The sequence below is a fragment of the Rickettsia montanensis str. OSU 85-930 genome, from assembly GCF_000284175.1.
GTDB lineage: Bacteria > Pseudomonadota > Alphaproteobacteria > Rickettsiales > Rickettsiaceae > Rickettsia > Rickettsia rickettsii.
On the sequence record NC_017043.1, the window covers coordinates 623,959 to 648,345 of the forward strand.

A 24,387-nucleotide genomic window follows, 5' to 3' on the forward strand; every position below is an offset into this window, starting at 1 on the left:
CTAGTACGTGAGGATCAAAAAATATGAAACAACGACGCCAATTTTTCAAATTAAACGAGCATACCTCATATCTTTAAACTATTCCACATACTATGAACCTTGTCGATAACTTCCTGACTCATTTCTATTTTTTTACCCCATTTTCTATTTGTCTCAGGGTATATTTTATCGGTTGCATCTATTCCCATTTTACTACCAAGGCCTGACTCAGGAGATGCAAAATCCAAATAATCTATCGGGGAATTATCTATAAAGCTCGTATCACGCCTTGGATCGCTTCTTGTTGCTATTGCCCAAATTACTTCTTGCCAATTACGAACATCAATATCGTCATCTACAACTATAATAAACTTACTATACATAAAGTGCCGTAAGTAAGACCAAATCCCAAGCATTATTCTTTTAGCATGGCCGGGATAGGATTTTTTAATCGATACTACCGCAACTCTATATGAACAACCTTCAGGTGGAAGCCAAAAATCGACTATTTCCGGAAATTGTTGCTGCAATATAGGAATAAAAATTTCATTTAATGCTTCACCTAAGATTGATGGCTCATCAGGTGGTTTTCCTGTATAGGTGCTTAAATATACTGGATTTTTCTTCATCATTATTGCGGTAACCGTAAATACAGGAAATTCCTCAACATCATTATAATATCCGGTGTGATCCCCAAAAGGACCTTCAGGCAAATACTCCTCTAAACTTACATAGCCTTCCAGCACTATTTCACTATGTGCAGGTACCTTGAGGTCAATAGTTTTGCATTGTACCAACTCTACTTTTTCATTACCGAGTAAACCAGCAAAATTATACTCCGAGATATTCTCAGGTATCGGCGTAACTGCTGCACAAGTTACCGCTGGATTTGCCCCGATAACGATAGCAGCAGGAAAAGGTTCTTTTTTTGCTTCTTTCCAACGTTTATGATGCTCTGCTCCGCCCCGTAACTTTAACCAACGCATCAATAGCTTATTTTCTGAAATAACCTGCATTCTATATATGCCAAGGTTGTAATTATCGATTTTATCTTTTGTTGGACCTTTAGTAACTACTATACCCCAAGTAATTAAAGGCGAAATATCATCAGGCCAACATCTTTGGATCGGCAATATATTGATATTTGGTTTGTCAATGACGATTTCATGAAAAGCTGCTTTTGATACGGTTTGAGGAGATATAGCAAATATACGCTTAGCAAGCGGTAACATTGACAATGTTTCTTTAAAAGATGCGGGAGGTTGCGGCTGTTTAAGGAATGCTAGTAAAACGCCAAGTTCTCTTAATTCTTTGGGTGACTTAAGTTTAAGCCCCATACAAATGCGATTTATACTAGCATAAAGATTAGTGAGAACAGGTATGTCGGACTTAATGCCGTCGGCTTTTATAACATTTTCAAAAAGTAATGCAGGTCCGCCTTGTGCTAATACTCTTCTACTAATTTCAGTAATTTCTAAGTCAGTTTTAACCTCAAGAACAATACGCTTTAACTCACCGTTTTTTTCTAAAAATTTTAAAAACCCCGGTAAATCTTTAAAGCTCATAGTTTTATTTTTTTGTTTATAATGTGCAGCTTATTTTATCGTCATTGCGAGCAGCCATAGGCTGCGTGGCAATCTCATTAAATATCCTGAGATTGCTTCGTCAATTACTTCGTAATTTCCTCGCAATGACGATACGGTATAACCTGATGGATTTCGCTACTTACTAAAATTAGCTTTTACCCGCATATCATTCTGAATAATTGTGTAGTTAATTAGCTCGTCAATTACAGAATTTTTAATGTTATATATTATACTTTTTTCTGAATTGACATGAATATTTTTAGCTGTTAATTCATCGATACTTCTAGATTTAATATGTGCAAAATATACTTCATCACCTACTCGAAATACAGGCGTATTACTTCCTATTTTAGTATTAAAAATTGATAATAATATTTCAGGAGTTAGTGTTAGATCATTTTCCATTTCGGATCTAATATAGCTTTTTTTGCTCATTTTTATTCCGGTAGCTTTAAGCTCTTTTATGTTCTCTTGATCTGAATTATATTCCTTTGCTAAATCCTTGATAATTTTTAAGTTTACATCTGCAATATTCCGCTTTATCCAAGCTTTATTTACCTGCTCTTTAATAGCATCAAATTCAGGTATCTTTGCCGGCTGAATAGATTTTAATTCTACTAATATAAGATAGCTTTTATCCTCTGTTTCTATAGGATAAGATAATTCACCTTCCGAAAGCTCAAAAATACTATCGGCACTTTCAGCAATTATTTTATCTTCAATAAGCTCTGCATAACTGATATAGTTAACGTTTTGTATCGGTAGCTTATATTTTTCGGCAATTTCAACTAAGCTAGAACCGGCTGCCGTCTCATCTTCCAGCTTTTTAGCAAACTCCATATTAAGTATGTCGATTTTTTGAGCCTTTAATAAATCATGTAATTGTTTTTGTACCGCTTCAAAACTTTGATCACCGAATTCATCTTTATTTTCATTATAAAATTCTAACAACTCATCTTGAGTAACTGAGACTTTTAAATCCTTAATATTAGCTTTAATATAAGAAAAGCTGCGTTTCTCAGGTACCTCAAACGCTATTTTATTATCTTGGTAAAAATCCTTTAATTGCTGATCGGTAGGAGTAGGGATTTGTAAATCTTTCGGTTTATTTTGTAAATCTATTTGTATTAATTCTACTTCTCTTTTTTCAGCCATATAATCTACTATATTGTCAGTCATAGCTTTAGGAACATAAAAACTTTCTACAAAAGTACCGACAAAAATATTTTTTAGAGCTTTTTCTTTGAAGTTTAATAAATATTTTTCTTCATCCATATAAGAATTTCTAAAATAAGTTTTAAAAATTTTTATATTGAAAACACCTTGCTCATTTTTAAAAATCGGTGATTCTTTAACTAAAATTTTAACTGTATCATCACTTAGATCTAAGTCATAATAACTCACTAAATAATCTAAGACATTATCGTAAACAAGCCTTTTTAGGATTCGGTTATCAATATTTAACTGTGCTATTTCTTCATCCGTTAAACTTGTTCCCGTTTGCTTACTTATAGCATTAATTTCTAAAGATTTTGCTCTCAAAAAATCTTCCTGGGAGATATTTTTCACATGAGAAAAAGTAACAATATCACCGCTTCTTCTTCCATTTAATACATCTTTAATACCAAAGCCGACAAAAGCAAAAGCTATCATTGCGAATAAAACTCGCATTATAAAACTATCGGCAGTTTTTCTAATATTATCTAACATAATTTTTTATTTAAGTTTTTATCGTCATTGCGAGGAAATTACGAAGTAATTGACGAAGCAATCTCAGGATATTTGACAAGATTGCCACGTCACTTCACTCCTCACAATGACGCTTCTTAAGACTACATTATAAAGCAAAAAAGCCTATATAGTCAAACTATATAGGCTTTTTTTATGGTTATAGAACGGTTAATTAAAAATTAACACGAACTTTTACACTACCTTGCTGAGCGAAATACTTACTTCCGATATTGGTATCGTAGTTAATCCCGTATTCCATCATTTTATGCTTAGCAGTAACACCGACACCGATATCAAAACTTGTTTTGCTTTGCTTAAAGCTGTTGGTTGGGAGAGGAGCAGCCATACCTTGTAATCTTGCATCAATCGCCGAAACTTTATTCTTGAATGCATAATCGACCATTGCGTAAAGCTCAGGTGTTAGCACTATTTCATTGACATTGATATTACTTGATACTCTAGCACCGAGTAAACCGTCGAAAGTATTATAGTTCTTGCCTTTAACGGTAAGATTTTGGTAAGTAGTACCGGTTTCCTTATAGCCCTTATCTTTGATAGTCGAATATCTAAGCCCAGCTAGCGGTGTTAAGTTAATGTTCTCAGGCATCATATAGGTATAACCAGCCATTAACTGACCTGTATAGCCTTCGGATTTATACTTACCGTTTGCAGTTTGATAACCGACAGTCTCTAGTGCCGTTGCAATAACACGTCTTGATTTGCTTCTTATCTTATTATCTGAGTAAGATGCTATAGCTTCAACGAAGAGATTTTCATAAGGTACACTATATAAACCGTATAAAGAATAGATGTTGCTCTCCACCTTATTCTTATCACCCATTTTATTATTTTTTAGCTTAATGTCAGTATCAGCTCTTGTATATGCAAGTCCGAGTGCTAGATCATCGCTAACTAAGCCGTCAAAACCTATAGTGCCACCAGTTGTATCAGACTTATAACCACTTATATTGTTACACATCTTCTGCGTTGCATTACCGACAAACGGGCTTATCCACGCACCAAACTTAACATCCATATCTTCATCACCGGAAGAAACAGGACCTTTATTTACTGCTTGTACTTCATCCATTCTAGCATTTAGAGCAGTTATATTACTTGATATATTACTCGCTACAACTTGATTATTAACGGCAGCTATAGTATCGCTAGGTTTTACAACATCTTGCATGAGGTGAGTTGTAGCATCTGCTTCCTGTAGCGGTGTCATTAGACCAAAGTTATTGAAAGCTTGACGTGCATCTGAACCATTGGGAGCATCCTCCATTAACTTAAGCGATTTCTTTATATTTGCAGCATTTGGGATATTTGCAAGCGGTCCACCCGGTTCAAAATCTTCATCTATAACATCTGCAGCTATATCCTCTGCAAATAAAGTTAAAGTCGATGCATCAAAAGTAAAGTCAACAAAACGGTTGTCATTATTAATAGTTATTTTAACATTCTCTTTAGAAGTAGGCTTTAAACCACCTGCTGTTTCTGCAGATATTACCGTATATTTTGTATCTGGGCTTATATTATTAATGTCGAAATTAGTAGCAGTAACAACAAGTGCTAAAGTTGAAACCCCTGATAAATCAAGAGTACTACCTGATTTAATTAAGATATTACCACCTGACTTAGCTGCTCTGTCAAAAGTAGTATTTAAGGTTAGCGTATCGGTAAAGCTACCGGTGCCAGTATATGTTACTTGATTTGCACCTAAAGTAAGTGTAGTACCGCTACCTGTTATATTACTATTAAAGGCTAGGCTATTGCCGAAATTAATAGTAGCACTGTTAGCTACAAAGCTGGTAGCCGTTACATTTTTAGCAAAATTAGTGATAGAACCTTTGGCTAAAGTAACCGCACCTGTATTAGTGAATGTATCGGCAAAACTTGTAGTACCGCCAAGTGTCACCGTACCTTTTGCGTTAACACTGCTTGCAAAACTTGTAGCACCTGCCGTTGTGATATCACCAACCGAATTAGCCGCAGTCCCTACAACACCGCTAACACTACCGCCATTCGTGAAGTTTAGCTTCAGAGCCTGACCACCGGTTTTATTTATGCTGCCTATTAAATTAAAGTTTGCAGGTAATGTTAAAGTATTTGTGCCTGTACCTTGGATTTCGCCGATTTTAACGTCACCGCCTTTGGCAATAGTTACATTTCCTGCACCTACTTTTAACATAGCAATCCCGTTTACGCTATTAAGATTACTTGCACCTAAAACTATTAACGTACCGTTATTAGTACCACCGGTATTTTGGACTGCTCTCACAACATTTACATTGTTATTTAATGTTACCGTACCGTTTCGTGCATTAAAATCTAAGAAACCGCCAATATCACCGGTTTGAGTTAATTGAACAGCATCATTAAGTAAAACTACGTTTGCCGTAGTAGCTCCAAGTTCTAATTGACTTGTAATATCAAGCACTATATCTGTTGCATTAAAAGTGGTACCTGCCACGCCGAAATTTCCCGCTCCTTTGAAAACTATAGCTTGTAACTTATGAGCTCCACCAAACGTCTTGCCTCCGGCTATCGTTAATTTTTTTCCTGCAGTTACAGAATTTAATATTACTATACCATCACCGTCATTATCAGGGTCTATATTCGCACCTAGTGTGATCGTACGGTCGTTTTCTGAACTATTTTGTAATACTAATTGAGCACCCGCATGCACAAATTGAATATTTCCTGCCGGTACATTTAAATTACCATTATTTGCATCAATCGCATAAGTAGCATTGTTTATTTGTATAGTACCAGCATTACATGCTGTACTACTAGTAAAATATGCATCATTGCCAATAAACACATTCTTTATACCTTCTAAATTTACATCGTCGGTTACTTTAACGACATTATAAATAAATAAATTGTTAAATTTATCACCGCCTCCATCACCGATATTTCTAGCGGTACCTGCTACATTACTCCCGATATTCAGGCCATTCATCCCACCATCAAAGACTACACAACCTTCATCAGCACCGGGAGCTACTAAATCAGCTGCTAATAATATATTTTTTACTCCGACTCCGGTTAAGTTAGAAAGCATTAAAGTAGAATTTTGAGCTCTAAAATTAATATCTTGAGCATTTAATATAGTAACATCACCAGCACTTGCATCAATTGTAAAAAAACTATCGGCTCCAATATTGATTTCTGCAACTGTTCCTATAGTTGAATGATATGCCGTAAGTGACTTTGTATTAACATTTAATGTAGCGTTATTGCCGTTTGCTATAGCTCCTTTAAAATGATAATGGATTATGTCACCACCACCATCAAGAGGTCCGTTAAACTCTAAAGTACTCCCGACTCCAAAATCTATATTATTCGCAGCTAGGCTTCCTCCAGCTTGTAATGTTATTCCTGCTCCTACATTCACTGTTGCTAATGTTGCCGTATTACCTATATTGCCAGTTACTGTACTATTACCGGTAAACGTTGCTATACCATTATCCGCATTACCGATATTATCTATCGCTCCGGTCACCACTACAGGATTCGTAAATGTCACTGCTGACGCATCATCCGTTAAGTTTATTGCATTCGCTTTTACCACTCCGCCTTGTATTTGTAGCAAACCTGCTCCTACATTCACTGTTGCTAATGCTGCCGTATTACCTATATTGCCAGTTACTGTACTATTACCGGTAAACGTTGCTATACCATTATCCGCATTACCGATATTATCTATCGCTCCGGTCACCACTACAGGATTCGTAAATGTCACTGCTGACGCATCATCCGTTAAGCTTATTGCATTCGCTTTTACCACTCCGCCTTGTACTCGTAGCAAACCTGCTCCTACATTCACTGTCGCTAATGCTGCCGTATTACCTATATTGCCAGTTACTGTACTATTACCGGTAAACGTTGCTATACCATTATTCGCATTACCGGTATTATCTATCGCTCCGGTCACCACTACAGGATTCGTAAATGTCACTGCTGACGCATTATCCGTTAATTTAGTCGTAGTAGCTTTAATAACCGCTCCCCCTAACGTGGCTGTACCTGCTCCTATACTTATCGTGGCTAATGAATTTGTATCACCTATATTCCCGGTTACTTGACTCAATGCACCATTTAAATTTAAGACGCCTACATTATCACCGCCTGTGGTGTTATCAATCGCACCTGTTAATACTGAATTTGCATTTGTAAGGGTTAATACCGACGCATTATCCGTTAATTTAGTCGTAGTAGCTTTAATAACCGCTCCCCCTAACGTGGCTGTACCTGCTCCTACACTTATCGTGGCTAATGAATTTGTATCACCTATATTCCCAGTTACTTGACTCAATGCACCATTTAAATTTAAGACACCTACATTATCACCGCCTGTGGTGTTATCAATCGCACCTGTTAATACTGCATTTGCATTTGTAAGGGTTAATACCGACGCAGCATCTGTTAATTCAGTCTTAGTAGCTTTAATAACCGCTCCCCCTAACGTGGCTGTACCTGCTCCTATACTTATCGTGGCTAATGAATTTGTATCACCTATATTCCCAGTTACTTGACTCAATGCACCATTTAAATTTAAGACACCTACATTATCACCGCCTGTGGTGTTATCAATCGCACCTGTTAATACTGCATTTGCATTTGTAAGGGTTAATACCGACGCATTATCCGTTAATTTAGTCGTAGTAGCTTTAATAACCGCTCCCCCTAACGTGGCTGTACCTGCTCCTACACTTATCGTGGCTAATGAATTTGTATCACCTATATTCCCAGTTACTTGACTCAATGCACCATTTAAATTTAAGACACCTACATTATCACCGCCTGTGGTGTTATCAATCGCACCTGTTAATACTGAATTTGCATTTGTAAGGGTTAATACCGACACATTATCCGTTAATTTAGTCGTAGTAGCTTTAATAACCGCTCCCCCTAACGTGGCTGTACCTGCTCCTACACTTATCGTGGCTAATGAATTTGTATCACCTATATTCCCGGTTACTTGACTCAATGCACCATTTAAATTTAAGACACCTACATTATCACCGCCTGTGGTGTTATCAATCGCACCTGTTAATACTGCATTTGCATTTGTAAGGGTTAATACCGACACATTATCCGTTAATTTAGTCGTAGTAGCTTTAATAACCGCTCCCCCTAACGTGGCTGTACCTGCTCCTACACTTATCGTGGCTAATGAATTTGTATCACCTATATTCCCGGTTACTTGACTCAATGCACCATTTAAATTTAAGACACCTACATTATCACCGCCTGTGGTGTTATCAATCGCACCTGTTAATACTGCATTTGCATTTGTAAGGGTTAATACCGACGCAGCATCTGTTAATTCAGTCTTAGTAGCTTTAATAACCGCTCCCCCTAACGTGGCTGTACCTGCTCCTATACTTATCGTGGCTAATGAATTTGTACCACCTATATTCCCGGTTACTTGACTCAATGCACCATTTAAATTTAAGACACCTACATTATCACCGCCTGTGGTGTTATCAATCGCACCTGTTAATACTGAATTTGCATTTGTAAGGGTTAATACCGACACATTATTCGTTAATTTAGTCGTAGTAGCTTTAATAACCGCTCCCCCTAACGTGGCTGTACCTGCTCCTACACTTATCGTGGCTAATGAATTTGTACCACCTATATTCCCGGTTACTTGACTCAATGCACCATTTAAATTTAAGACACCTACATTATCACCGCCTGTGGTGTTATCAATCGCACCTGTTAATACTGAATTTGCATTTGTAAGGGTTAATACCGACACATTATCCGTTAATTTAGTCGTAGTAGCTTTAATAACCGCTCCCCCTAACGTGGCTGTACCTGCTCCTACACTTATCGTGGCTAATGAATTTGTATCACCTATATTCCCGGTTACTTGACTCAATGCACCATTTAAATTTAAGACACCTACATTATCACCGCCTGTGGTGTTATCAATCGCACCTGTTAATACTGCATTTGCATTTGTAAGGGTTAATACCGACACATTATCCGTTAATTTAGTCGTAGTAGCTTTAATAACCGCTCCCCCTAACGTGGCTGTACCTGCTCCTACACTTATCGTGGCTAATGAATTTGTATCACCTATATTCCCGGTTACTTGACTCAATGCACCATTTAAATTTAAGACACCTACATTATCACCGCCTGTGGTGTTATCAATCGCACCTGTTAATACTGAATTTGCATTTGTAAGGGTTAATACTGACGCATTATCCGTTAATTTAGTCGTAGTAGCTTTAATAACCGCTCCCCCAAGAGAAAGGGTACTTGCCCCAACGCTTATTTGAGCTGCTGGGTTAACATTACCTATTGTTCCGTTAATGGCAGCATCTGTATTGACAGTTATTATACCTCCTCCATCTATATTTCCTGCAAGTGTTATCTTTGCCGGAGTTGCAGATTGTATAATTAGTTCAGCATTCGCTCCCCCTAAAGTTATATTTCCTAAACCTGTATAATTATCGGCAGGAGCATCAAAACCATGATTTGCAACAATAGCATTAGCACCGTTTAAAGTTAAGCTTTTGCCGGCAATAATAGTAACAGGCAACAAGTTACCTCCCGTCACAATCGAACCAACGACGGTATTTTGAGTAATATCTAGACCTACAGGAGTAGTACCCGCAACATTTATAGCCGTAATAATACGACCGACTTTATCTGCAGTGATAGTATGATCACCACCGTAAGTAAATGCCACATTGTCTCGAGGACCGTCAGCAGGAGTACCATTAGTTACCCCTCCAACCGTTATCTCATTCCAATTATTGGCAGCAGCCAAATTACTAAATGCTGCATCATTATTAGAAATAACACCCGCAACAACACCGAATGCCCCGCTACTACTCAGCATTATCGCTGCGGTTGAGGTGGTGAATAAAGCGGCTTTAAGACCTTGTTGTATTACTTTTTGAAATAATTTTGGAGAAATATTCGCCATATGTAAACCTTAATAAAAATTAAATCACTTAAAAAATGTTATAATTCTAACACAACTTTTTTAATATGTCTATTATAATATACATAAATATCATTAATAATATAGATGATATGTCATTCCGTAGCGGCGTTGGCCTTGTTGCATGGCTCGAGAAACCTGCTGGGTGTCATCACGTGGACAAACCATGGGATGACAGGGAGGGAATCGCTCCACGCGGGAAATGCCCGCTCGCAACAACTATTTAGTATCCATATTCTCCTAACACCTTAATAACATCATCATACATATAATATTCAGAAAGAAGCATTAGCTTTGAGCAATAATTCTGTAGCCGGGACATAATGATTACTCTTCGCCATGGCCAGCGGTGTTAGACCTGATTTATCACGATAATTAATATCCGCAGTGTGTTCAATTAAAAACTGTATTAATTCTTCACCGCAATTAGCTTTTATAGCATGATGCAGGGCTATACGTCCTAATTGGTCTTTGTACTGGGCATCAACACCTTTACTATATAAAGTTTCTACTAAACTCTAAATCATCGGCATATATTGCTTTTTGTAAAAGCTTTTGTCCTAAAGCTTTATCAAATTCGGCGTAACCTTTAATCAACATTTTTACTAGTTTCGAGGTGTTTATATGCTTGTCATAAATTTGAGTTACTTTTTCTAAAAGTGTTTGCTGACCCGTGTTTTTACCGACTAGCGTATGATTTACTAGATACTCTATTAATCTCAAATCTTCAGAATCAATAGCAAGTTCAAAAATCTTATCACCGAGTTCGCTTTTAATATCAATTATTATGATTTTTATCATGAAAAAATTGTACTATTTTACCATGACCCATTGCTCTTGCCCAATCATGTAAAGTATAGCCATATTTATTGTACTTTTGAAATTCCGTATTCTCATATAAATATTCTACCATTTCTACATTACCGATTTTTATTGTTAAGTGAATAGCAGACCAACCATACATGTTAGGAGCAATCTTCCCTACCATCTGAATTAAAAATTTTACTGTTTCTAAATCATGACCAAGTATTGCTAACTCCAAAGGAGTGCTACATTTAGCATCTGTAACATTAATATTTTTTTCATTACATAAAGCTTTTACTAATTTTATCTCTTCAGATCCTACTGCTATATGTCAATCCGACCATTTATTATCTCTTATAGCCATCGGGTTTACTTTCGCTATCTTAGCTTTTAAAGCTTTAAGACGTGATATTATATAATCTTTAGGGGTAATTTTTGCATATGAGGTATAGTAACTTGGGTGTCTGGTCTCAGTGTTATAGGTAGTCATTAATTATTTCCATTATTTAATATATTGCATCAGCAATTATTAAAATATATTAATAATAATATCAATGATAAATATATTTATGTCATTCCTACGAAAGCAGGAATCCAAGAAAAAAGTATAGATACAACAAATTTTTGAAATTCAAAGCTCGCTTTATGCTGGATTTCTGCTTTCGCAGGAATGACATAAGAGCCATGCAACAACGCCTACGGCTGCGTAGCGCATGACGAAAAAATACCCTACCTCTCAGGCAATAATATCTCTCTTTTACCTGTATGATTTGGTGGTGAGACTATTCCCTCTTTCTCCATCTTCTCAACTAAGTTGGCAGCTTTGTTATAGCCAATTCTAAGCGACCTTTGGATATAGCTAATGGAAGATTTGCGTTCGTCACGCACTATCTGCACAGCTTTTTTGTAAAGCACTTCATCAGAGGTACCGTCACCGATATCAACGCTACTATCGTCTTCTTCAGGTTGCTCGGTAACGGCAGAGATATATTCAGGCGTACCACTCTCTTTCAAATATTCCGTAATTTGCTCAATTTCGGCTTCATTAACAAACGGTCCGTGTACCCTACTTATCTTGGAAGTGCTCCCCATAAATAGCATATCACCCATACCGAGTAACTGCTCGGAGCCTTGCTCTCCTAAAATCGTTCGGCTATCGATTTTAGAGGTAACTTTAAAACTAATACGACTTGGAAAATTGGCTTTAATGACACCAGTAATAACGTCTACAGAAGGTCTTTGCGTTGCCATAATAATATGGATGCCTGCCGCTCTTGCCATCTGAGCAAGCCTTTGAATCAGCATTTCAATATCCTTACCGGCAACTAGCATTAAATCAGCCATCTCATCAACAATAACCACTATGTAAGGTAGTTTTTCCATGTTCATTGTAACGGTTTCGTAAATAGGCTTACCTGTTTCAGGGTCAAAACCAGTTTGAATCGAACGCTCAATTACCCTATTCTCTTTAACCGCTTCTAAGATTTTTGCATTATAACCTGCGATATTCTTAACACCGATATTGCTCATCATTCTATAACGATTTTCCATTTCCTTAACTGCCCATTTAAGAGCAACTACCGCTTTAGAAGGCTCGGTTACCACGGGAGTTAGCAAATGCGGTATTCCATCATAAGCCGATAATTCAAGCATTTTCGGATCAATCATGATAAAGCGACATTCTTCGGGAGTATAGCGATATAAGAGTGACACAATCATCGCATTAATACCGACGGATTTACCTGAGCCAGTGGTTCCTGCTACTAATAAATGAGGCATTTTAGCAAGATCGGCAATCAGCGGCTTACCTGCTAAATCTTTACCCAAGACTAACGGCAATAAAGTTGATTTGTCTTGGTATTCTGGGGTCTCTATAAGTTCTTTTAAGCAAAAGAATTCACGCTGCTTATTAGGAAGCTCAATACCAAGTACGTTTTTGCCGGGTATGACTGCTATCCTTGTTGATAAAGCAGATAGTGAGCGTGCTATATCGTCAGATAATCCTACTACCCTTGATGTTTTCGTGCCTGCTGCCGGCTCAAATTCATATTGAGTTACCACCGGTCCTTGATTGATATTAATTATCTGCCCTTTAACTCCAAAATCATTCAGCACGGTTAATAACTCTTCAGCCTTTTGTTTAAGCTCTGAGGAAGAAGCTCCTTTTACATGATGGTTTTCAGGATCACGTAATAACGAAATAGGCGGCAATTCTGCTATTTCGCTTTGAGATATTTTAGGGCTAACAGGTTTGCTAAAGAATTTTATAGGATTTGCAGGTACGGGTCTCACTTCTTCAGGGAATTTTACTTTTTCACTTACAGGCTTTTGGTAAGAAGAAGTTATATTTATCTTATCATTGTTTTTAGTAGGGAATAATCTTATCGACGACAATCGTGAAAATACATTATGTAAAAAAGATTGTATCCGATAGATTAAAAATTTACCTAGCTTAATAATAAAATTACTTAAAGAAGTAAATTTAATTTCAAATAAAACAACTAATATAATAAAGGTAAAAAATATTAATAATAAGTATAGTTGATTTGTAAATCGCTCAAAAAAATTAGAAGCTATTATTCCGACAGCTCCACCTGCATTTGCCGGTATGAATTCTAGCTTAATCTTAGATAATAATGTGCTACTGCTAACGAGAGCAAGCAACATTACAAACATACGGATAAATGAGCCGCGATATCTTCCATACCAACAATTTCTCCCCCAAACAAAGCAAGCAAGCGGTATAATAAAAGCAGCCAACCCAAAAAATTGATATAAACAATCCGATAAATAAGAGCCAAAAATTCCGACTAAATTACTATGGTACTCTGTTGTGACCGAGTTAAAAGACGGATCGTCTATATTATATGACGTGAGAACAGTAACAATCCCAAGCCCGATTATCCCTAAGATAACCGCTTGTACCTTATTGTTTGAAAGAATTTTATTTATGTAATATAGCATAGTTTTAAATATTAAGCTAAATTATGAGTTTTATACCTTTTTCTATAATACTCTATAGGCTTTTCAATAAAGAAATAATTATTACTGTTATAAAAGTAACCAACGTATTAAGAAATGTCTCATTATCAACCCAACATGAAATAGCAGGTAATATATTATACAAGACAATTAAACGACAACAATATATTGGGTAAGAGAGTAAAGCAATTAATTTGTCTAACTTATTATCTTTGGTTAAGTCAAATATTTTTCCTAAAGATAGAGCAAATAAACAATAAAAAAGTAATTTTTTTAGTTGAGGCTCTATTGGGATAAACGGAAAAGTAATAATTATTAATATATAATATAGAGTAATTGACTAAGCCAAGACTTTTTTTCGTTTATTTCTTGATTAGTATAAATATAAAATGCTTGACTACCAATTAAGAAAACTGCAAGTTCAGAAGGAAAGAATCTATAAGACCAAGAATCTCCTATAAATCCATTAAACTGAAGAATAATTCTAGTAATTAAAGATATACAAATTATGGATAAAATATAGATATTTTTCTTTTTTAGAATCCAAGGTGCCATAAAATAAAAAGAAATTTCTAACCCAATTGACCAGCCAGGAGGTATCAACAAAAATTGATAAAGAGGAGGCGTGTAGTCAATAAAGTATCTTGTAAAATGTACTGTATTATTAATTCCAATAAACATTGTTACATCTTACAACAACATTGTTAGGTTTGTAAAAATTAAAAAAACCAGCCGGAAATGGAAGATTACACAATTGCCTTAAAAAAGAAAATTTTTGCTGCAAGAAGAAAGTAACTAAAATACAAAAGATACAAGTAGGATAAAGCCTTAAATATCTACTTTTCCAAAATTTCATTTTGCTTGTATAATTGCTCTGAATCATAGCCATATAAAAGCCAGAAATCATGAAAAAAGATTGTACTGCAATTGTTGCACCTATAAATTTAAGAAATGGATGAGAAGTTGAATGTGCAGCCACAACAGAAAGAGCAAATAATAACCTAGCTACACCCATTATGTTAAATAATAATTATATTAGCAATTATATAATATCCAAAACCTAAATCAAGTAACATAGCAGCACTTCTCAATAATAGGATAAGTTATTTACATTAAAAGAGCCATTTTGTATTATGAAAAATATATTTTTTTACTTGAGGGAAAGGTAACCAAAATTCATGACCATAAAAATCCACACGGAAAAAGACTTCATAAAGATGCGGGCAGCAGGAAAATTAGCTGCAGAGACGCTCGATTTTATTACTGATCACGTAAAACCGAACGTCAATACTAATAGTTTAAATGACCTTTGTCATAATTTTATTACTTCTCATAATGCCGTTCCTGCACCGTTAAATTACAAAGGCTTTCCGAAATCGATTTGTACTTCTATAAATCATGTGGTTTGTCACGGCATTCCAAACGATAAACCGTTAAAAAACGGTGATATAGTAAATATTGATGTTACGGTAATTTTAGACGGTTGGTACGGTGATACTAGCCGTATGTATTATGTCGGTGACGTAGCAATTAAGCCAAAGCGTCTTATTCAAGTAACTTATGATGCAATGATGAAAGGAATTGAAGTAGTTAGACCCGGTGCTAAACTCGGTGATATCGGACATGCTATTCAAAGCTATGCCGAGAAACATAATTATTCTGTGGTTAGAGATTATACGGGTCACGGTATCGGAAGAGTTTTTCATGACGAACCGTCAATATTAAATTACGGTCGCAGCGGCACGGGTCTAACGTTAGAAGAAGGGATGTTTTTCACCATTGAACCTATGATAAATGCCGGTAATTATGACACTATATTAAGTAAACTAGATGGATGGACAGTTACTACACGTGATAAATCATTATCGGCTCAATTTGAGCATACTATAGGCGTAACTAAAGACGGTTTTGAAATATTTACGTTATCACCTAAAAAACTTGATTATCCTCCATACTAAACTGTAGGGTAAAAATTGATTTTGTTGTATAGCTATCTATGTCATTCCCGCGGGACATTGTTGCGTGGATCGAAAAACGCACTCGGTGTTATCCCGTGGCTTGACCACGGGATCCAAAAAGCATTTAAAAAGACTAGATCCCGCGATCAAGTTAGCTAGGATGACATTAAAGATTACTGGATTCCCGCTTTTAGCTAGGAATGACATCAGCAACATTTTACTTATTTATAATTTGAATAAACATAAAGAATGTTAGAAAATAATTTGTTAGAATTTAGTAATGATGAAATAGATACGCCTTATTATATAGGTCACCGTAAAAGAGTAAAAGAACGCTTCGTTGCCGCTGGAGCAGAACATTTTTCCGATTACGAATTACTTGAAGTAATGTTATTTTCGGCTATCCCTCGTAAAGACGTAAAACCTCTTGCTAAAAAATTACTTGATCATTTTGATATTACGGATTTAATTAACCTTGATAAGGAAAGGCTACTTAGTATTAAAGGCACCAATGAAAATTTATATATCAATTTTGCTCTAATACGTGAGCTGATAAATTAGAGTATTGAAACAAAAAATAATAAATAAAAATATTAGTGCTTCTTGGAGTTCTTGGATTGATTATTTAAAAGTTAATATGGGCAATATGCGACTCGAGCAATTTCGTATATTATTTTTGAATAAGAAAAATATTTTAATTGCTGATGAGGTTTTAAGTCAAGGAACTATAGACCAAGCTGCGGTATATCCACGTGAGATAATACTTGTGCATCATCATCCAAGCGGTAGCCCTGAACCTTCAAAAGCCGACATTCATATGACAAATAAGATAGCAGAAACATGCCAAACCGTAAATATTATAGTACATGATCACGTCATTATAAGTAATAACAAATATTATAGTTTTAAATCTAATATGTTCCTATGAATATAAATAGCTACAACACATTATTTATTTTTTCTTTTATATCCACCACTATATTAACATATATATTAACTAAATATCTTCCTACTATCGGTTTAGTTGATATACCAAGTAACCGTCGTTCTCATGATAAGATAACACCGCGCGGCGGCGGTCTTGCTATTGTAGTTGTTGTAATGATTGCTTTGAGCGGATTTGAATATATAACGAGCAATAACTTTGTTAATTCAATAAAAATATTACCGTTATTATTGGCAATTGCTTCGATTTCCTTTTTAGATGACTTAAAAGCCGTACCTATTCTAATTCGTTTAATAGTCCACTTAATTTGTGCAGCTTTTGCTATTTTTCTTTTTTCGCAGCTAAACTCTGTACATATACTAATATATTCTATTTTAGTTATAGCTTTAAGCGGTTTTATTAATATATATAATTTTATGGACGGTATAGACGGTATGAGTTGTGTGGAATCTATCCATCTATCTAGCACTATGCTCATATTATGTTTTTTACAATTTCCGGCTATTAATAATCCATATTTTATAGCTAGTGTAAATGTTATTATTCTTGGTTGTTCTTGTGGTTTTTTAATATTTAATTGGCATCCGGCAAAAATATTTTTAGGAGATGTGGGAAGTATTAGTCTTGGATTCTTAACGGGTCTTTGTTTGCTCCTACTGGCTCTTACAAGCACTAATTTATTTATAGCTTGTGCTATTGCTAGCTTATATTACATCACTGATGCAGTGCTAACCATATTAATTCGGCTACTCAATAAAGAAAAAATTTGGCAGCCTCATTTAAAGCATTTTTTTCAAAAAGCAGTACAAAAAGGTAAATCTCATAAACAAGTAGTATCGATTATAGCAGTTTGTAATATATTTTTAATGATCATATCGGTTACATCTTTACATTTTCCCGTAATATCTATAATGCTTGCTTTAGCCGTCATAACTTTAACAGTGCAAAGTTTATTAAAATGAAGCTAATTAAAGAGGATATCGATAAAATAGTTAGACGTATATTTGCCAAACAACATCCATTGCTGCCTGAAATCATGATTAACTGGAATAAAATAGTCGGGTTTAACTTCAGCACTAAAGCATTACCTTTAAAAATCACCACCTATACTTATAAAAAACAAAAGATTAATACGCTGTTTATACAAGCTGAAGATAATGCTACTGCAGCAGAATTACCTTATTATCAAGATATTATTCTAGAACGTATTAAAATTTATTTAGGCTTTGAAGCAATACATCAAATGAACGTAACGTTTTATAAAGGAAAAAATAATTCCCGCGGAAACGGGAATGACATCATACGGGCTTTTCGAACCATACAACAACTCCGCAGCCGTAGGATCTAGGAAAAATAATAAAAATGCTATAAATCAGAATTTTTTACTGGATTGCTTCGTCAATTACTTCGTAATTTTTCTCGCAATGACGAAAAAGCTGAATCATGCGGTAATACCTTGCAGTCGCTTAGCTCATGACGTCTCAGTATCCACGTAGGCAAAAGGTACACAAACAAAAAAAGGAGTCTTTATTAAAGACTCCTTTTTCGTGTTAATAGCTTGTAAAAAGATTTAAAACTAATTACATATCAAATCTTAATCCTGCCATTAAGTTATGACCTTTATAACGGGTTCCGCCAAATATAACCTTATCCCTATTAATAGTTTTGGTGGTATTTTTTGTTTTACCGTAATCTCTCCAGCTATAAACTAGTTCAGCTTTTACACCTTGTGCAACTTCAAATGAAGTTCCTAAAGATAATTGATAAGCAAAGTTAGTTTTGTTTTTAGTAACACCGTTGTAAGTTTTAGTTACACCACCTCCAATATCTTTCAAGTTAACTTTTTCCCTTACAAAAGCAGCACCAACACCTGCACCTGTAAATACTTTAAACATGCTTAAATCGACGAAATCAACATAACCGTTAAGTAATAAACTTACAATAGTAGGTTTATTTGTAATTTTTACTGAGAAAGGATCATCGTCTAGATAAGCTTTTGATTTCTTTAAATGACTACTTGCTACCGTTCCAATTGTTAAATCGGTTCTTAGATTATCCATGATATAGTAACCCGCACCGATCTCACCTGTAAATCCTGTATTAGACTTTAACTTAAAATCTGCTCCTTTAGGTTTCACTTTGTTAAAAATCACACCGCCGGCATTAAGTTTTAAATACCATTGACTTTCCACAGGTGATGACATCGATGAATTAGTAGATGAATCTACAGAAGAATTCATATCACAATCAGCAAATGAAAAACTGGAAGTTAAAAGTGCTGTGCTTGCAGCTGTTATTAAAAGTAATTTTTTCATGTTGTTAAATTTTCCCTTTAAATTTTATTAGTTGTTAGTAAAAACGATATTAGATAATAACTTTACAATTTTTACCTAAATTCGATAAAAAATAGTTTTAAGTGACATTTCTGAGTTGTCGTCTAATATCACTCCGTAGCTTAACCACGGAATCCAGTCTTTTTTTTGTACTTCTAGATACCGTGGTTAAGCCACAGTTGATATTATTAATATATTCTTGATTAATTATATATCAAATCTTATACCGGCTGTTAAGTTGTGGCTTTGATAACGCATACCACCGGTTGGTACACTTGTTCCTTGGTAAACTACATTCTTACTTTTTGTTCTACCATCATCTATCCAGCTATAAGCTAGTTCTACTTTAACACCATCGGCAATTTGTGCAGAAGTACCTAAAGTTAGCTTGCAAGAAATATTAGTGTTGTTTTTAGTGTTAGATGAAAGACCGGTTATCCCATTATATGTAATTTTTTCTTTAACTAATACAGGACCAACACCGACACCAGCAAAAACATCGAACATATCAAAATTAGTTAAATCTACATAACCGTTAATAAGTAAACGTGTAATAGTAGGTTTATGGCTTGCTGAAACATTAGTACCGGTAAAAGGTGCATTAGTCGCAGCTCCGGATTTCTTTAACTTTCCACCGATTATAGTACCTAAAGTTAAATCGGCTCTAAAGTTTTCGGAAATATAATAACCGATACCTAAATCAACTGGAACAGTTGTATTAGATTTTAATTTAACACCGGTTGCCTTATCTTTTTCTTTATTAAACATTGCTGCACCGGTATCTATTCTTAAATACCACTCATTATCCATGCCCTCGGCAAATGATACGCTAGAAGATAAAATTGTTGCACTTGTAGCAGCTATTAAAAGTAACTTTTTCATGATTAACACCTCAAATTAAATAATTAAACATTATCTTAATGGCATGTATAACACATTATATTTTTTAGTTCTATATTTAATCAGCAATTAGATTCATGTAATAAAGCTTTTATTAAGTTTTGTGATAAAATAAACACATATAGTTAATTCATGTTATTTTAGGTTCTGTGAAGATTTCTAAAAGATTTAATTTTGGCTATTTTTTGCTACAAACTATAAGATTTTTTTGAAATAGGATTAACTATTCCTTCAAAAAGCTTATAATTTTCGCTTTAAAATATCTCAAAATAACAAATCAATTAGAAATCCTCACAGAACCTGATGTATTTATTAAACTTATCTTTCTCATCTTTAAATTTATCGGCATCAGGCAAAGCAGGTTTTTTTTTGGTAATATTTTGCCATCCTTTATTTTCTATAAAATCTTTTGCACGTTCTACCCATTCTATTAACCCCGGTGATTCGGGTTTAATAGCACCTATAGGACAATCAGGAACACAAACGCCGCAATCTATACATTCATCGGGGTTAATGACTAACATAAAATCATCTTCCCTTTCACCTTCATAAAAACAATCTACAGGACATACTTCAACACAATCGGTATATTTACATTTTATGCATTCATCGGTTACAACATAAGTCATTTTATTATCTATTTTTGGTTTTGTCGATTAATATAGAAGTTCTTAAAAGTAATACTAATAGAAAATATAATATAAAACTAATAAACATGATAATTAAAGGCTTTAGCATTGAAGAGTGAATAGTTGGACTCCCTAGCCTTAAAACACTAGCAGGCTGATGCAGGCTATACCAAATATTTACCGAGAATTTTACTATCGGTATGTTAATCAGTCCGATAAGAGCAATAATAGAAGAAGGATTTTGTGCCTTTCTTATATTATCCGCACTATTCACTATAATAATATAGCTTAAATATAATAAAAATAATATGAGCATGGAGGTAAGTCTTGCATCCCAAACCCACCATGTCCCCCATATAGGTTTTCCCCATAAAGAACCTGTTACTAAACTAATCAAAGTAAAAGTAGCCCCAACGTAACTAGAAGCTACGGCTAGCAAATAGCTAATAGTAGTTTTCCATACTAAATAGCTAAAGCTGCATGCTGCCATGAAAACATAAACACCAAGAGCCATCCAAGAGGCAGGGACATGAACATACATAATGCGTACAAACTCACCTTGCTGATAATCTACCGGCGAAACTATGATGGCTAAATAAAGACCTATAATCATCATTACGCAAGTAGATATAGCTAATATAGGTATTATAACCTTTGATAATTTATTAAAATAATAGGGGGTTAATAGTTTTAGCATGTTTTCTTACTTCTTTATGTCATTCTTGCAATCCTCTATGTAATTCCCGCGAAAGCGGGAATTCAGTAAATAAAAACTAAATATAATTTCCATTAACTTTTTGTTTTTAAAAATTTTTTGTGGATTCCCGCCTTCGCGGGAATGACATCATCTAGGTTATCACTGTGTCTAGAAATAACAGTTCTGATCCTCTTAAAAAACTCTTTCATTAATAGCCCCGAATCTTCGGCAAGAATTCCGCTATATATTTCCGGTCTATGAAAACAAGCACTACTGTTAAAATATCGCAAATTACTTTCAACTGCTCCGTGCTTGGAATCAGAAGCTCCGTAAAATAAACGTTTTAACCTGCTGTGAGCTATAGCTGCCGCACACATAGCACAAGGTTCTAAAGTAACATAAATATCATAATCATTTAAATTTTTAGAAGATATAAGATTACATGCTTCATTAATAGCAATAATTTCAGCATGATAAAGAGCGTTATTTTTTTCTTCCGTATTGTTATGGGTACTAGCAATAATTTTCTGATTTAACATATCTACAATTACCGCTCCGACCGGGACTTCATTTTTATCAAAAGCAATCTTGGCTTGTTTTAAAGCTTGCTCCATGAAAAAATTATTAAAATTAGCTTCTTTATCTAACAATATATTCACGGTAATTTACGTGTTCTTCGATTCCAAAAGGATCTTGGTGGATAATTATTTCAGCCTCCGGAAATTCCTGCAATATTTCAAAAGCAATCTCATCGCTAATTTTATGAGCATTATAAAGCGACATATTGCCGTCCATTTCCAGATGGCACTGGATAAAAGCTTTTTGACCGGCATATCTAGTTTTCATTTCGTGCATACCTTTTGTCCCTAAATGGTTATTAACTATCGAGATAATTTTTTGTCTATCTTGTTCGGGTAATTCATGATCTACTAAATTTTTAAATGCCTTTTTAAATAAAGAATAAGAAGAGTGAAATATATATAACGAAATAACTACACCAAATAATGGGTCAACAAACCAAAAATAATCACTTAAATTTATAGAGATAATTACTATAACATTAGTTAGTAAGTCCGTGAAATAATGAAGCTTATCGGCTTTTACTATTTCCGATCCTGTTTTTTTAATTACATAAGTTTGGTAAAGCACTAAAATAATTGTTAAGAATATACATACATACATTACAGTAGTACCGTCGCTAATATTCTCCGGTTTTGTTTTTTCAAATAAAGATTTAACCGAAGAAAAGCCTACAAAAAAAGCTGAAGCAAAGAAAAATATCGATTGAGAAAAAATTGTTAAATCCTGCATTTTTTCATGCCCGAATCGATGATGATGATCCGGCGGTTGCAGGGCAAATCTTAAAGCTATTAGATTAATAAAGGAGGAAGTTATATCAAGCATTGAATCAATTAAAGAAGCAAGGATTGATTGCGAACCGGTAACAACCCAAGCATATAATTTTACACTTAAAATCATTAATGCCGTAGTAACCGATAAATAAGATGCCGATTTTATTAACCGATTACGGCTATTAGTATCCATGACAAATCTTTCCAATTTATTTTTTGTAGTTTAACAAAGAAAATATAAAATTCAATTATAATGAGGTTCCGTGAACAAAATTAAAAATAATATTTTAAAATACAAATAATTTAAATTTTGTTTACAGAATCTAGTTTTAGCTTTACAAAATTCCAAAAACCATATACTCATTAAATTATATATTAATTTAGAGAGAATTATATGAAACTATTATCTAAAATTATGATTATAGCTCTTGCAGCTTCTATGTTACAAGCCTGCAACGGTCCGGGCGGTATGAATAAACAAGGTACAGGCACACTTCTTGGCGGTGCTGGCGGCGCATTACTTGGTTCTCAATTCGGTCAGGGCAAAGGACAGCTTGTTGGAGTAGGTGTAGGTGCATTACTTGGAGCAGTTCTTGGTGGACAAATCGGTGCAGGTATGGATGAGCAGGATAGAAGACTTGCAGAGCTTACCTCACAGAGAGCTTTAGAAACAGCTCCTAGCGGTAGTAACGTAGAATGGCGTAATCCGGATAACGGCAATTACGGTTACGTAACACCTAATAAAACTTATAGAAATAGCACTGGTCAATATTGCCGTGAGTACACTCAAACAGTTGTAATAGGCGGAAAACAACAAAAAGCATACGGTAATGCATGCCGCCAACCTGACGGACAATGGCAAGTTGTAAATTGATAGACAAAACGTCATTGCGAGGAAAATTACGAAGTAATTGCCGAAGCAATCTCAGGGATTTTATTATTTCATGAGATTGCCACGCAGCTTATGGCTGCTCGTAATGACGTTATAACAAAAGGAGCAACCTATGACTTTCATAATAACAAGTACGGCATTTAAACATAATGATCGCATTCCTGATAAATTTACTTGTAAAGGACAAAATGTTTCACCGCATCTAGAATGGAGTAATGCTCCTTCAGATACTAAATCTTTTGCACTTATAATGGATGATCCGGATGCACCGGTAGAAATAGCACCGCCACACGGTATATGGGATCATTGGGTAATATATAATATTTCTGCTTCTATTACTAAGCTTTCAGAAGGACAAATAGATAGTAGTATTAAAATTTTAAATAATAGCTGGCAAGAAAAAAAATACGGTGGTCCTTGTCCACCTGCCGGCAAACCTCATCGTTATTTTTTTAAACTATATGCTCTAAATGATTATCTTGAGCTTGATGAGAATGCTAGCAAGCAAGATTTAGTATTAGCCCTGCAAAAACATTTACTTGCCGAGGCAGAACTAATCGGCATTTATTCTATTTAATGAATGCTATTTATTGCCTACTGTGTCATCCCGTGGCTTGACCACAGG

At 34.9% G+C, this 24,387-nt stretch carries 22 protein-coding genes and 1 pseudogene; 7 read left to right on the plus strand and 16 right to left on the minus strand.

The window, feature by feature from the left end:
• Positions 1-65 precede the first annotated feature (65 nt).
• The 10 genes from MCI_RS03445 to MCI_RS09795 all read right to left on the minus strand — a co-directional run bounded on the left by MCI_RS03445 (position 66) and on the right by MCI_RS09795 (position 15,070).
• Positions 66-1,544 carry a UbiD family decarboxylase gene (locus MCI_RS03445; protein WP_014409666.1) on the minus strand — a complete coding sequence of 493 codons (1,479 nt, stop codon included), beginning with the start codon at positions 1,542-1,544 and terminating at the stop codon, positions 66-68.
• A gap of 156 nt (positions 1,545-1,700) precedes the next feature.
• Positions 1,701-3,275: a SurA N-terminal domain-containing protein gene (locus tag MCI_RS03450; protein WP_014409667.1), complete on the minus strand. Its 1,575-nt coding sequence runs from the start codon at positions 3,273-3,275 to the stop codon at positions 1,701-1,703.
• A gap of 193 nt (positions 3,276-3,468) precedes the next feature.
• The gene (locus tag MCI_RS03455; protein ID WP_014409668.1) at positions 3,469-10,251 is read right to left on the minus strand and encodes an autotransporter outer membrane beta-barrel domain-containing protein; all 6,783 of its coding nucleotides are present in this window, start codon (positions 10,249-10,251) and stop codon (positions 3,469-3,471) included.
• 293 nt (positions 10,252-10,544) lie between these two features.
• Positions 10,545-10,724 carry an ankyrin repeat domain-containing protein gene (locus MCI_RS09780; RefSeq protein ID WP_232202757.1) on the minus strand — a complete coding sequence of 60 codons (180 nt, stop codon included), beginning with the start codon at positions 10,722-10,724 and terminating at the stop codon, positions 10,545-10,547.
• A gap of 40 nt (positions 10,725-10,764) precedes the next feature.
• Positions 10,765-11,070 carry a hypothetical protein gene (locus tag MCI_RS09785; RefSeq protein ID WP_232202735.1) on the minus strand — a complete coding sequence of 102 codons (306 nt, stop codon included), beginning with the start codon at positions 11,068-11,070 and terminating at the stop codon, positions 10,765-10,767.
• On the minus strand, positions 11,048-11,311 hold the full coding sequence (locus MCI_RS07655; protein ID WP_083837106.1) for an ankyrin repeat domain-containing protein: 264 nt from the start codon (positions 11,309-11,311) through the stop codon (positions 11,048-11,050). Before MCI_RS07655 ends, MCI_RS09785 begins: the two co-directional genes overlap by 23 nt.
• A gap of 93 nt (positions 11,312-11,404) precedes the next feature.
• On the minus strand, positions 11,405-11,563 hold the full coding sequence (locus MCI_RS08500; protein ID WP_014409670.1) for a hypothetical protein: 159 nt from the start codon (positions 11,561-11,563) through the stop codon (positions 11,405-11,407).
• Positions 11,564-11,802: 239 nt separating this feature from the next.
• Positions 11,803-14,037, minus strand: a complete 2,235-nt coding sequence (locus tag MCI_RS03475) for a DNA translocase FtsK (RefSeq protein ID WP_014409671.1) — start codon at positions 14,035-14,037, stop codon at positions 11,803-11,805.
• A gap of 333 nt (positions 14,038-14,370) precedes the next feature.
• Positions 14,371-14,610 (minus strand): hypothetical protein, encoded by a 240-nt coding sequence (locus tag MCI_RS09790; protein WP_232202736.1) that lies wholly within the window; start codon positions 14,608-14,610, stop codon positions 14,371-14,373.
• A gap of 109 nt (positions 14,611-14,719) precedes the next feature.
• Positions 14,720-15,070, minus strand: coding sequence for an acyltransferase family protein (locus MCI_RS09795; protein WP_232202737.1), 351 nt, complete (start codon positions 15,068-15,070; stop codon positions 14,720-14,722).
• A gap of 163 nt (positions 15,071-15,233) precedes the next feature.
• On the opposite strand from MCI_RS09795, the gene map reads away from it, so the two are divergent.
• The 5 genes and pseudogenes from map (at position 15,234) to MCI_RS03505 (ending at position 18,307) form a co-directional block, all read left to right on the plus strand.
• Positions 15,234-16,013 (plus strand): type I methionyl aminopeptidase, encoded by a 780-nt coding sequence (gene map / locus MCI_RS03485; protein ID WP_014409672.1) that lies wholly within the window; start codon positions 15,234-15,236, stop codon positions 16,011-16,013.
• A gap of 249 nt (positions 16,014-16,262) precedes the next feature.
• Positions 16,263-16,574, plus strand: coding sequence for a UPF0758 domain-containing protein (locus tag MCI_RS03490; RefSeq protein ID WP_014409673.1), 312 nt, complete (start codon positions 16,263-16,265; stop codon positions 16,572-16,574).
• Positions 16,575-16,578: 4 nt separating this feature from the next.
• Positions 16,579-16,951 (plus strand): annotated as a pseudogene (locus tag MCI_RS03495) (JAB domain-containing protein).
• On the plus strand, positions 16,938-17,921 hold the full coding sequence (locus MCI_RS03500; protein WP_014409675.1) for an MraY family glycosyltransferase: 984 nt from the start codon (positions 16,938-16,940) through the stop codon (positions 17,919-17,921). Before MCI_RS03495 ends, MCI_RS03500 begins: the two are co-directional and overlap by 14 nt.
• Positions 17,918-18,307, plus strand: coding sequence for a DciA family protein (locus MCI_RS03505; RefSeq protein ID WP_014409676.1), 390 nt, complete (start codon positions 17,918-17,920; stop codon positions 18,305-18,307). Before MCI_RS03500 ends, MCI_RS03505 begins: the two co-directional genes overlap by 4 nt.
• Before the next feature lie 232 nt (positions 18,308-18,539).
• Here the strand turns inward: MCI_RS03505 and MCI_RS03510 are convergent, their stop codons facing one another.
• The 6 genes from MCI_RS03510 to MCI_RS03535 all read right to left on the minus strand — a co-directional run bounded on the left by MCI_RS03510 (position 18,540) and on the right by MCI_RS03535 (position 23,063).
• The gene (locus MCI_RS03510) at positions 18,540-19,274 is read right to left on the minus strand and encodes an outer membrane protein (RefSeq protein ID WP_014409677.1); all 735 of its coding nucleotides are present in this window, start codon (positions 19,272-19,274) and stop codon (positions 18,540-18,542) included.
• Between the two features lie 225 nt (positions 19,275-19,499).
• Positions 19,500-20,174 carry an outer membrane beta-barrel protein gene (locus MCI_RS03515; protein ID WP_014409678.1) on the minus strand — a complete coding sequence of 225 codons (675 nt, stop codon included), beginning with the start codon at positions 20,172-20,174 and terminating at the stop codon, positions 19,500-19,502.
• A gap of 299 nt (positions 20,175-20,473) precedes the next feature.
• Positions 20,474-20,821 (minus strand): ferredoxin family protein, encoded by a 348-nt coding sequence (locus MCI_RS03520; RefSeq protein WP_014409679.1) that lies wholly within the window; start codon positions 20,819-20,821, stop codon positions 20,474-20,476.
• Between the two features lie 4 nt (positions 20,822-20,825).
• Positions 20,826-21,518, minus strand: coding sequence for a heme ABC transporter permease (locus MCI_RS03525; RefSeq protein WP_014409680.1), 693 nt, complete (start codon positions 21,516-21,518; stop codon positions 20,826-20,828).
• Between the two features lie 92 nt (positions 21,519-21,610).
• Positions 21,611-22,177 carry a nucleoside deaminase gene (locus MCI_RS03530; RefSeq protein WP_014409681.1) on the minus strand — a complete coding sequence of 189 codons (567 nt, stop codon included), beginning with the start codon at positions 22,175-22,177 and terminating at the stop codon, positions 21,611-21,613.
• Entirely contained in the window at positions 22,158-23,063 is a 906-nt protein-coding gene (locus MCI_RS03535) for a cation diffusion facilitator family transporter (protein ID WP_014409682.1), read from the minus strand. The genes MCI_RS03530 and MCI_RS03535 overlap by 20 nt, the downstream gene beginning before the upstream one ends.
• Positions 23,064-23,264: 201 nt before the next feature.
• Here MCI_RS03535 and MCI_RS03540 point away from each other — a divergent pair, with 201 nt between their 5' ends.
• Together MCI_RS03540 and MCI_RS03545 are read left to right on the plus strand one after the other, a co-directional pair.
• On the plus strand, positions 23,265-23,744 hold the full coding sequence (locus tag MCI_RS03540; protein WP_014409683.1) for an RT0821/Lpp0805 family surface protein: 480 nt from the start codon (positions 23,265-23,267) through the stop codon (positions 23,742-23,744).
• 130 nt (positions 23,745-23,874) lie between these two features.
• The gene (locus MCI_RS03545) at positions 23,875-24,339 is read left to right on the plus strand and encodes a YbhB/YbcL family Raf kinase inhibitor-like protein (protein ID WP_014409684.1); all 465 of its coding nucleotides are present in this window, start codon (positions 23,875-23,877) and stop codon (positions 24,337-24,339) included.
• Positions 24,340-24,387 lie beyond the last annotated feature (48 nt).

Excerpts from the sequence above, each read along its gene's own strand:
- MCI_RS03445 (WP_014409666.1), bottom strand. The coding sequence starts at position 1,544 with ATGAGCTTTAAAGATTTACCGGGGTTTTTAAAATTTTTAGAAAAAAAC.
- MCI_RS03450 (WP_014409667.1), bottom strand. The coding sequence starts at position 3,275 with ATGTTAGATAATATTAGAAAAACTGCCGATAGTTTTATAATGCGAGTT.
- MCI_RS03455 (WP_014409668.1), bottom strand. The coding sequence starts at position 10,251 with ATGGCGAATATTTCTCCAAAATTATTTCAAAAAGTAATACAACAAGGT.
- MCI_RS09785 (WP_232202735.1), bottom strand. The coding sequence starts at position 11,070 with ATGATAAAAATCATAATAATTGATATTAAAAGCGAACTCGGTGATAAG.
- MCI_RS08500 (WP_014409670.1), bottom strand. The coding sequence starts at position 11,563 with ATGACTACCTATAACACTGAGACCAGACACCCAAGTTACTATACCTCA.
- MCI_RS03475 (WP_014409671.1), bottom strand. The coding sequence starts at position 14,037 with ATGCTATATTACATAAATAAAATTCTTTCAAACAATAAGGTACAAGCG.
- MCI_RS09790 (WP_232202736.1), bottom strand. The coding sequence starts at position 14,610 with ATGGCACCTTGGATTCTAAAAAAGAAAAATATCTATATTTTATCCATA.
- MCI_RS09795 (WP_232202737.1), bottom strand. The coding sequence starts at position 15,070 with ATGGGTGTAGCTAGGTTATTATTTGCTCTTTCTGTTGTGGCTGCACAT.
- map (WP_014409672.1), top strand. The coding sequence starts at position 15,234 with ATGACCATAAAAATCCACACGGAAAAAGACTTCATAAAGATGCGGGCA.
- MCI_RS03490 (WP_014409673.1), top strand. The coding sequence starts at position 16,263 with ATGTTAGAAAATAATTTGTTAGAATTTAGTAATGATGAAATAGATACG.
- MCI_RS03500 (WP_014409675.1), top strand. The coding sequence starts at position 16,938 with ATGAATATAAATAGCTACAACACATTATTTATTTTTTCTTTTATATCC.
- MCI_RS03505 (WP_014409676.1), top strand. The coding sequence starts at position 17,918 with ATGAAGCTAATTAAAGAGGATATCGATAAAATAGTTAGACGTATATTT.
- MCI_RS03510 (WP_014409677.1), bottom strand. The coding sequence starts at position 19,274 with ATGAAAAAATTACTTTTAATAACAGCTGCAAGCACAGCACTTTTAACT.
- MCI_RS03515 (WP_014409678.1), bottom strand. The coding sequence starts at position 20,174 with ATGAAAAAGTTACTTTTAATAGCTGCTACAAGTGCAACAATTTTATCT.
- MCI_RS03520 (WP_014409679.1), bottom strand. The coding sequence starts at position 20,821 with ATGACTTATGTTGTAACCGATGAATGCATAAAATGTAAATATACCGAT.
- MCI_RS03525 (WP_014409680.1), bottom strand. The coding sequence starts at position 21,518 with ATGCTAAAACTATTAACCCCCTATTATTTTAATAAATTATCAAAGGTT.
- MCI_RS03535 (WP_014409682.1), bottom strand. The coding sequence starts at position 23,063 with ATGGATACTAATAGCCGTAATCGGTTAATAAAATCGGCATCTTATTTA.
- MCI_RS03540 (WP_014409683.1), top strand. The coding sequence starts at position 23,265 with ATGAAACTATTATCTAAAATTATGATTATAGCTCTTGCAGCTTCTATG.
- MCI_RS03545 (WP_014409684.1), top strand. The coding sequence starts at position 23,875 with ATGACTTTCATAATAACAAGTACGGCATTTAAACATAATGATCGCATT.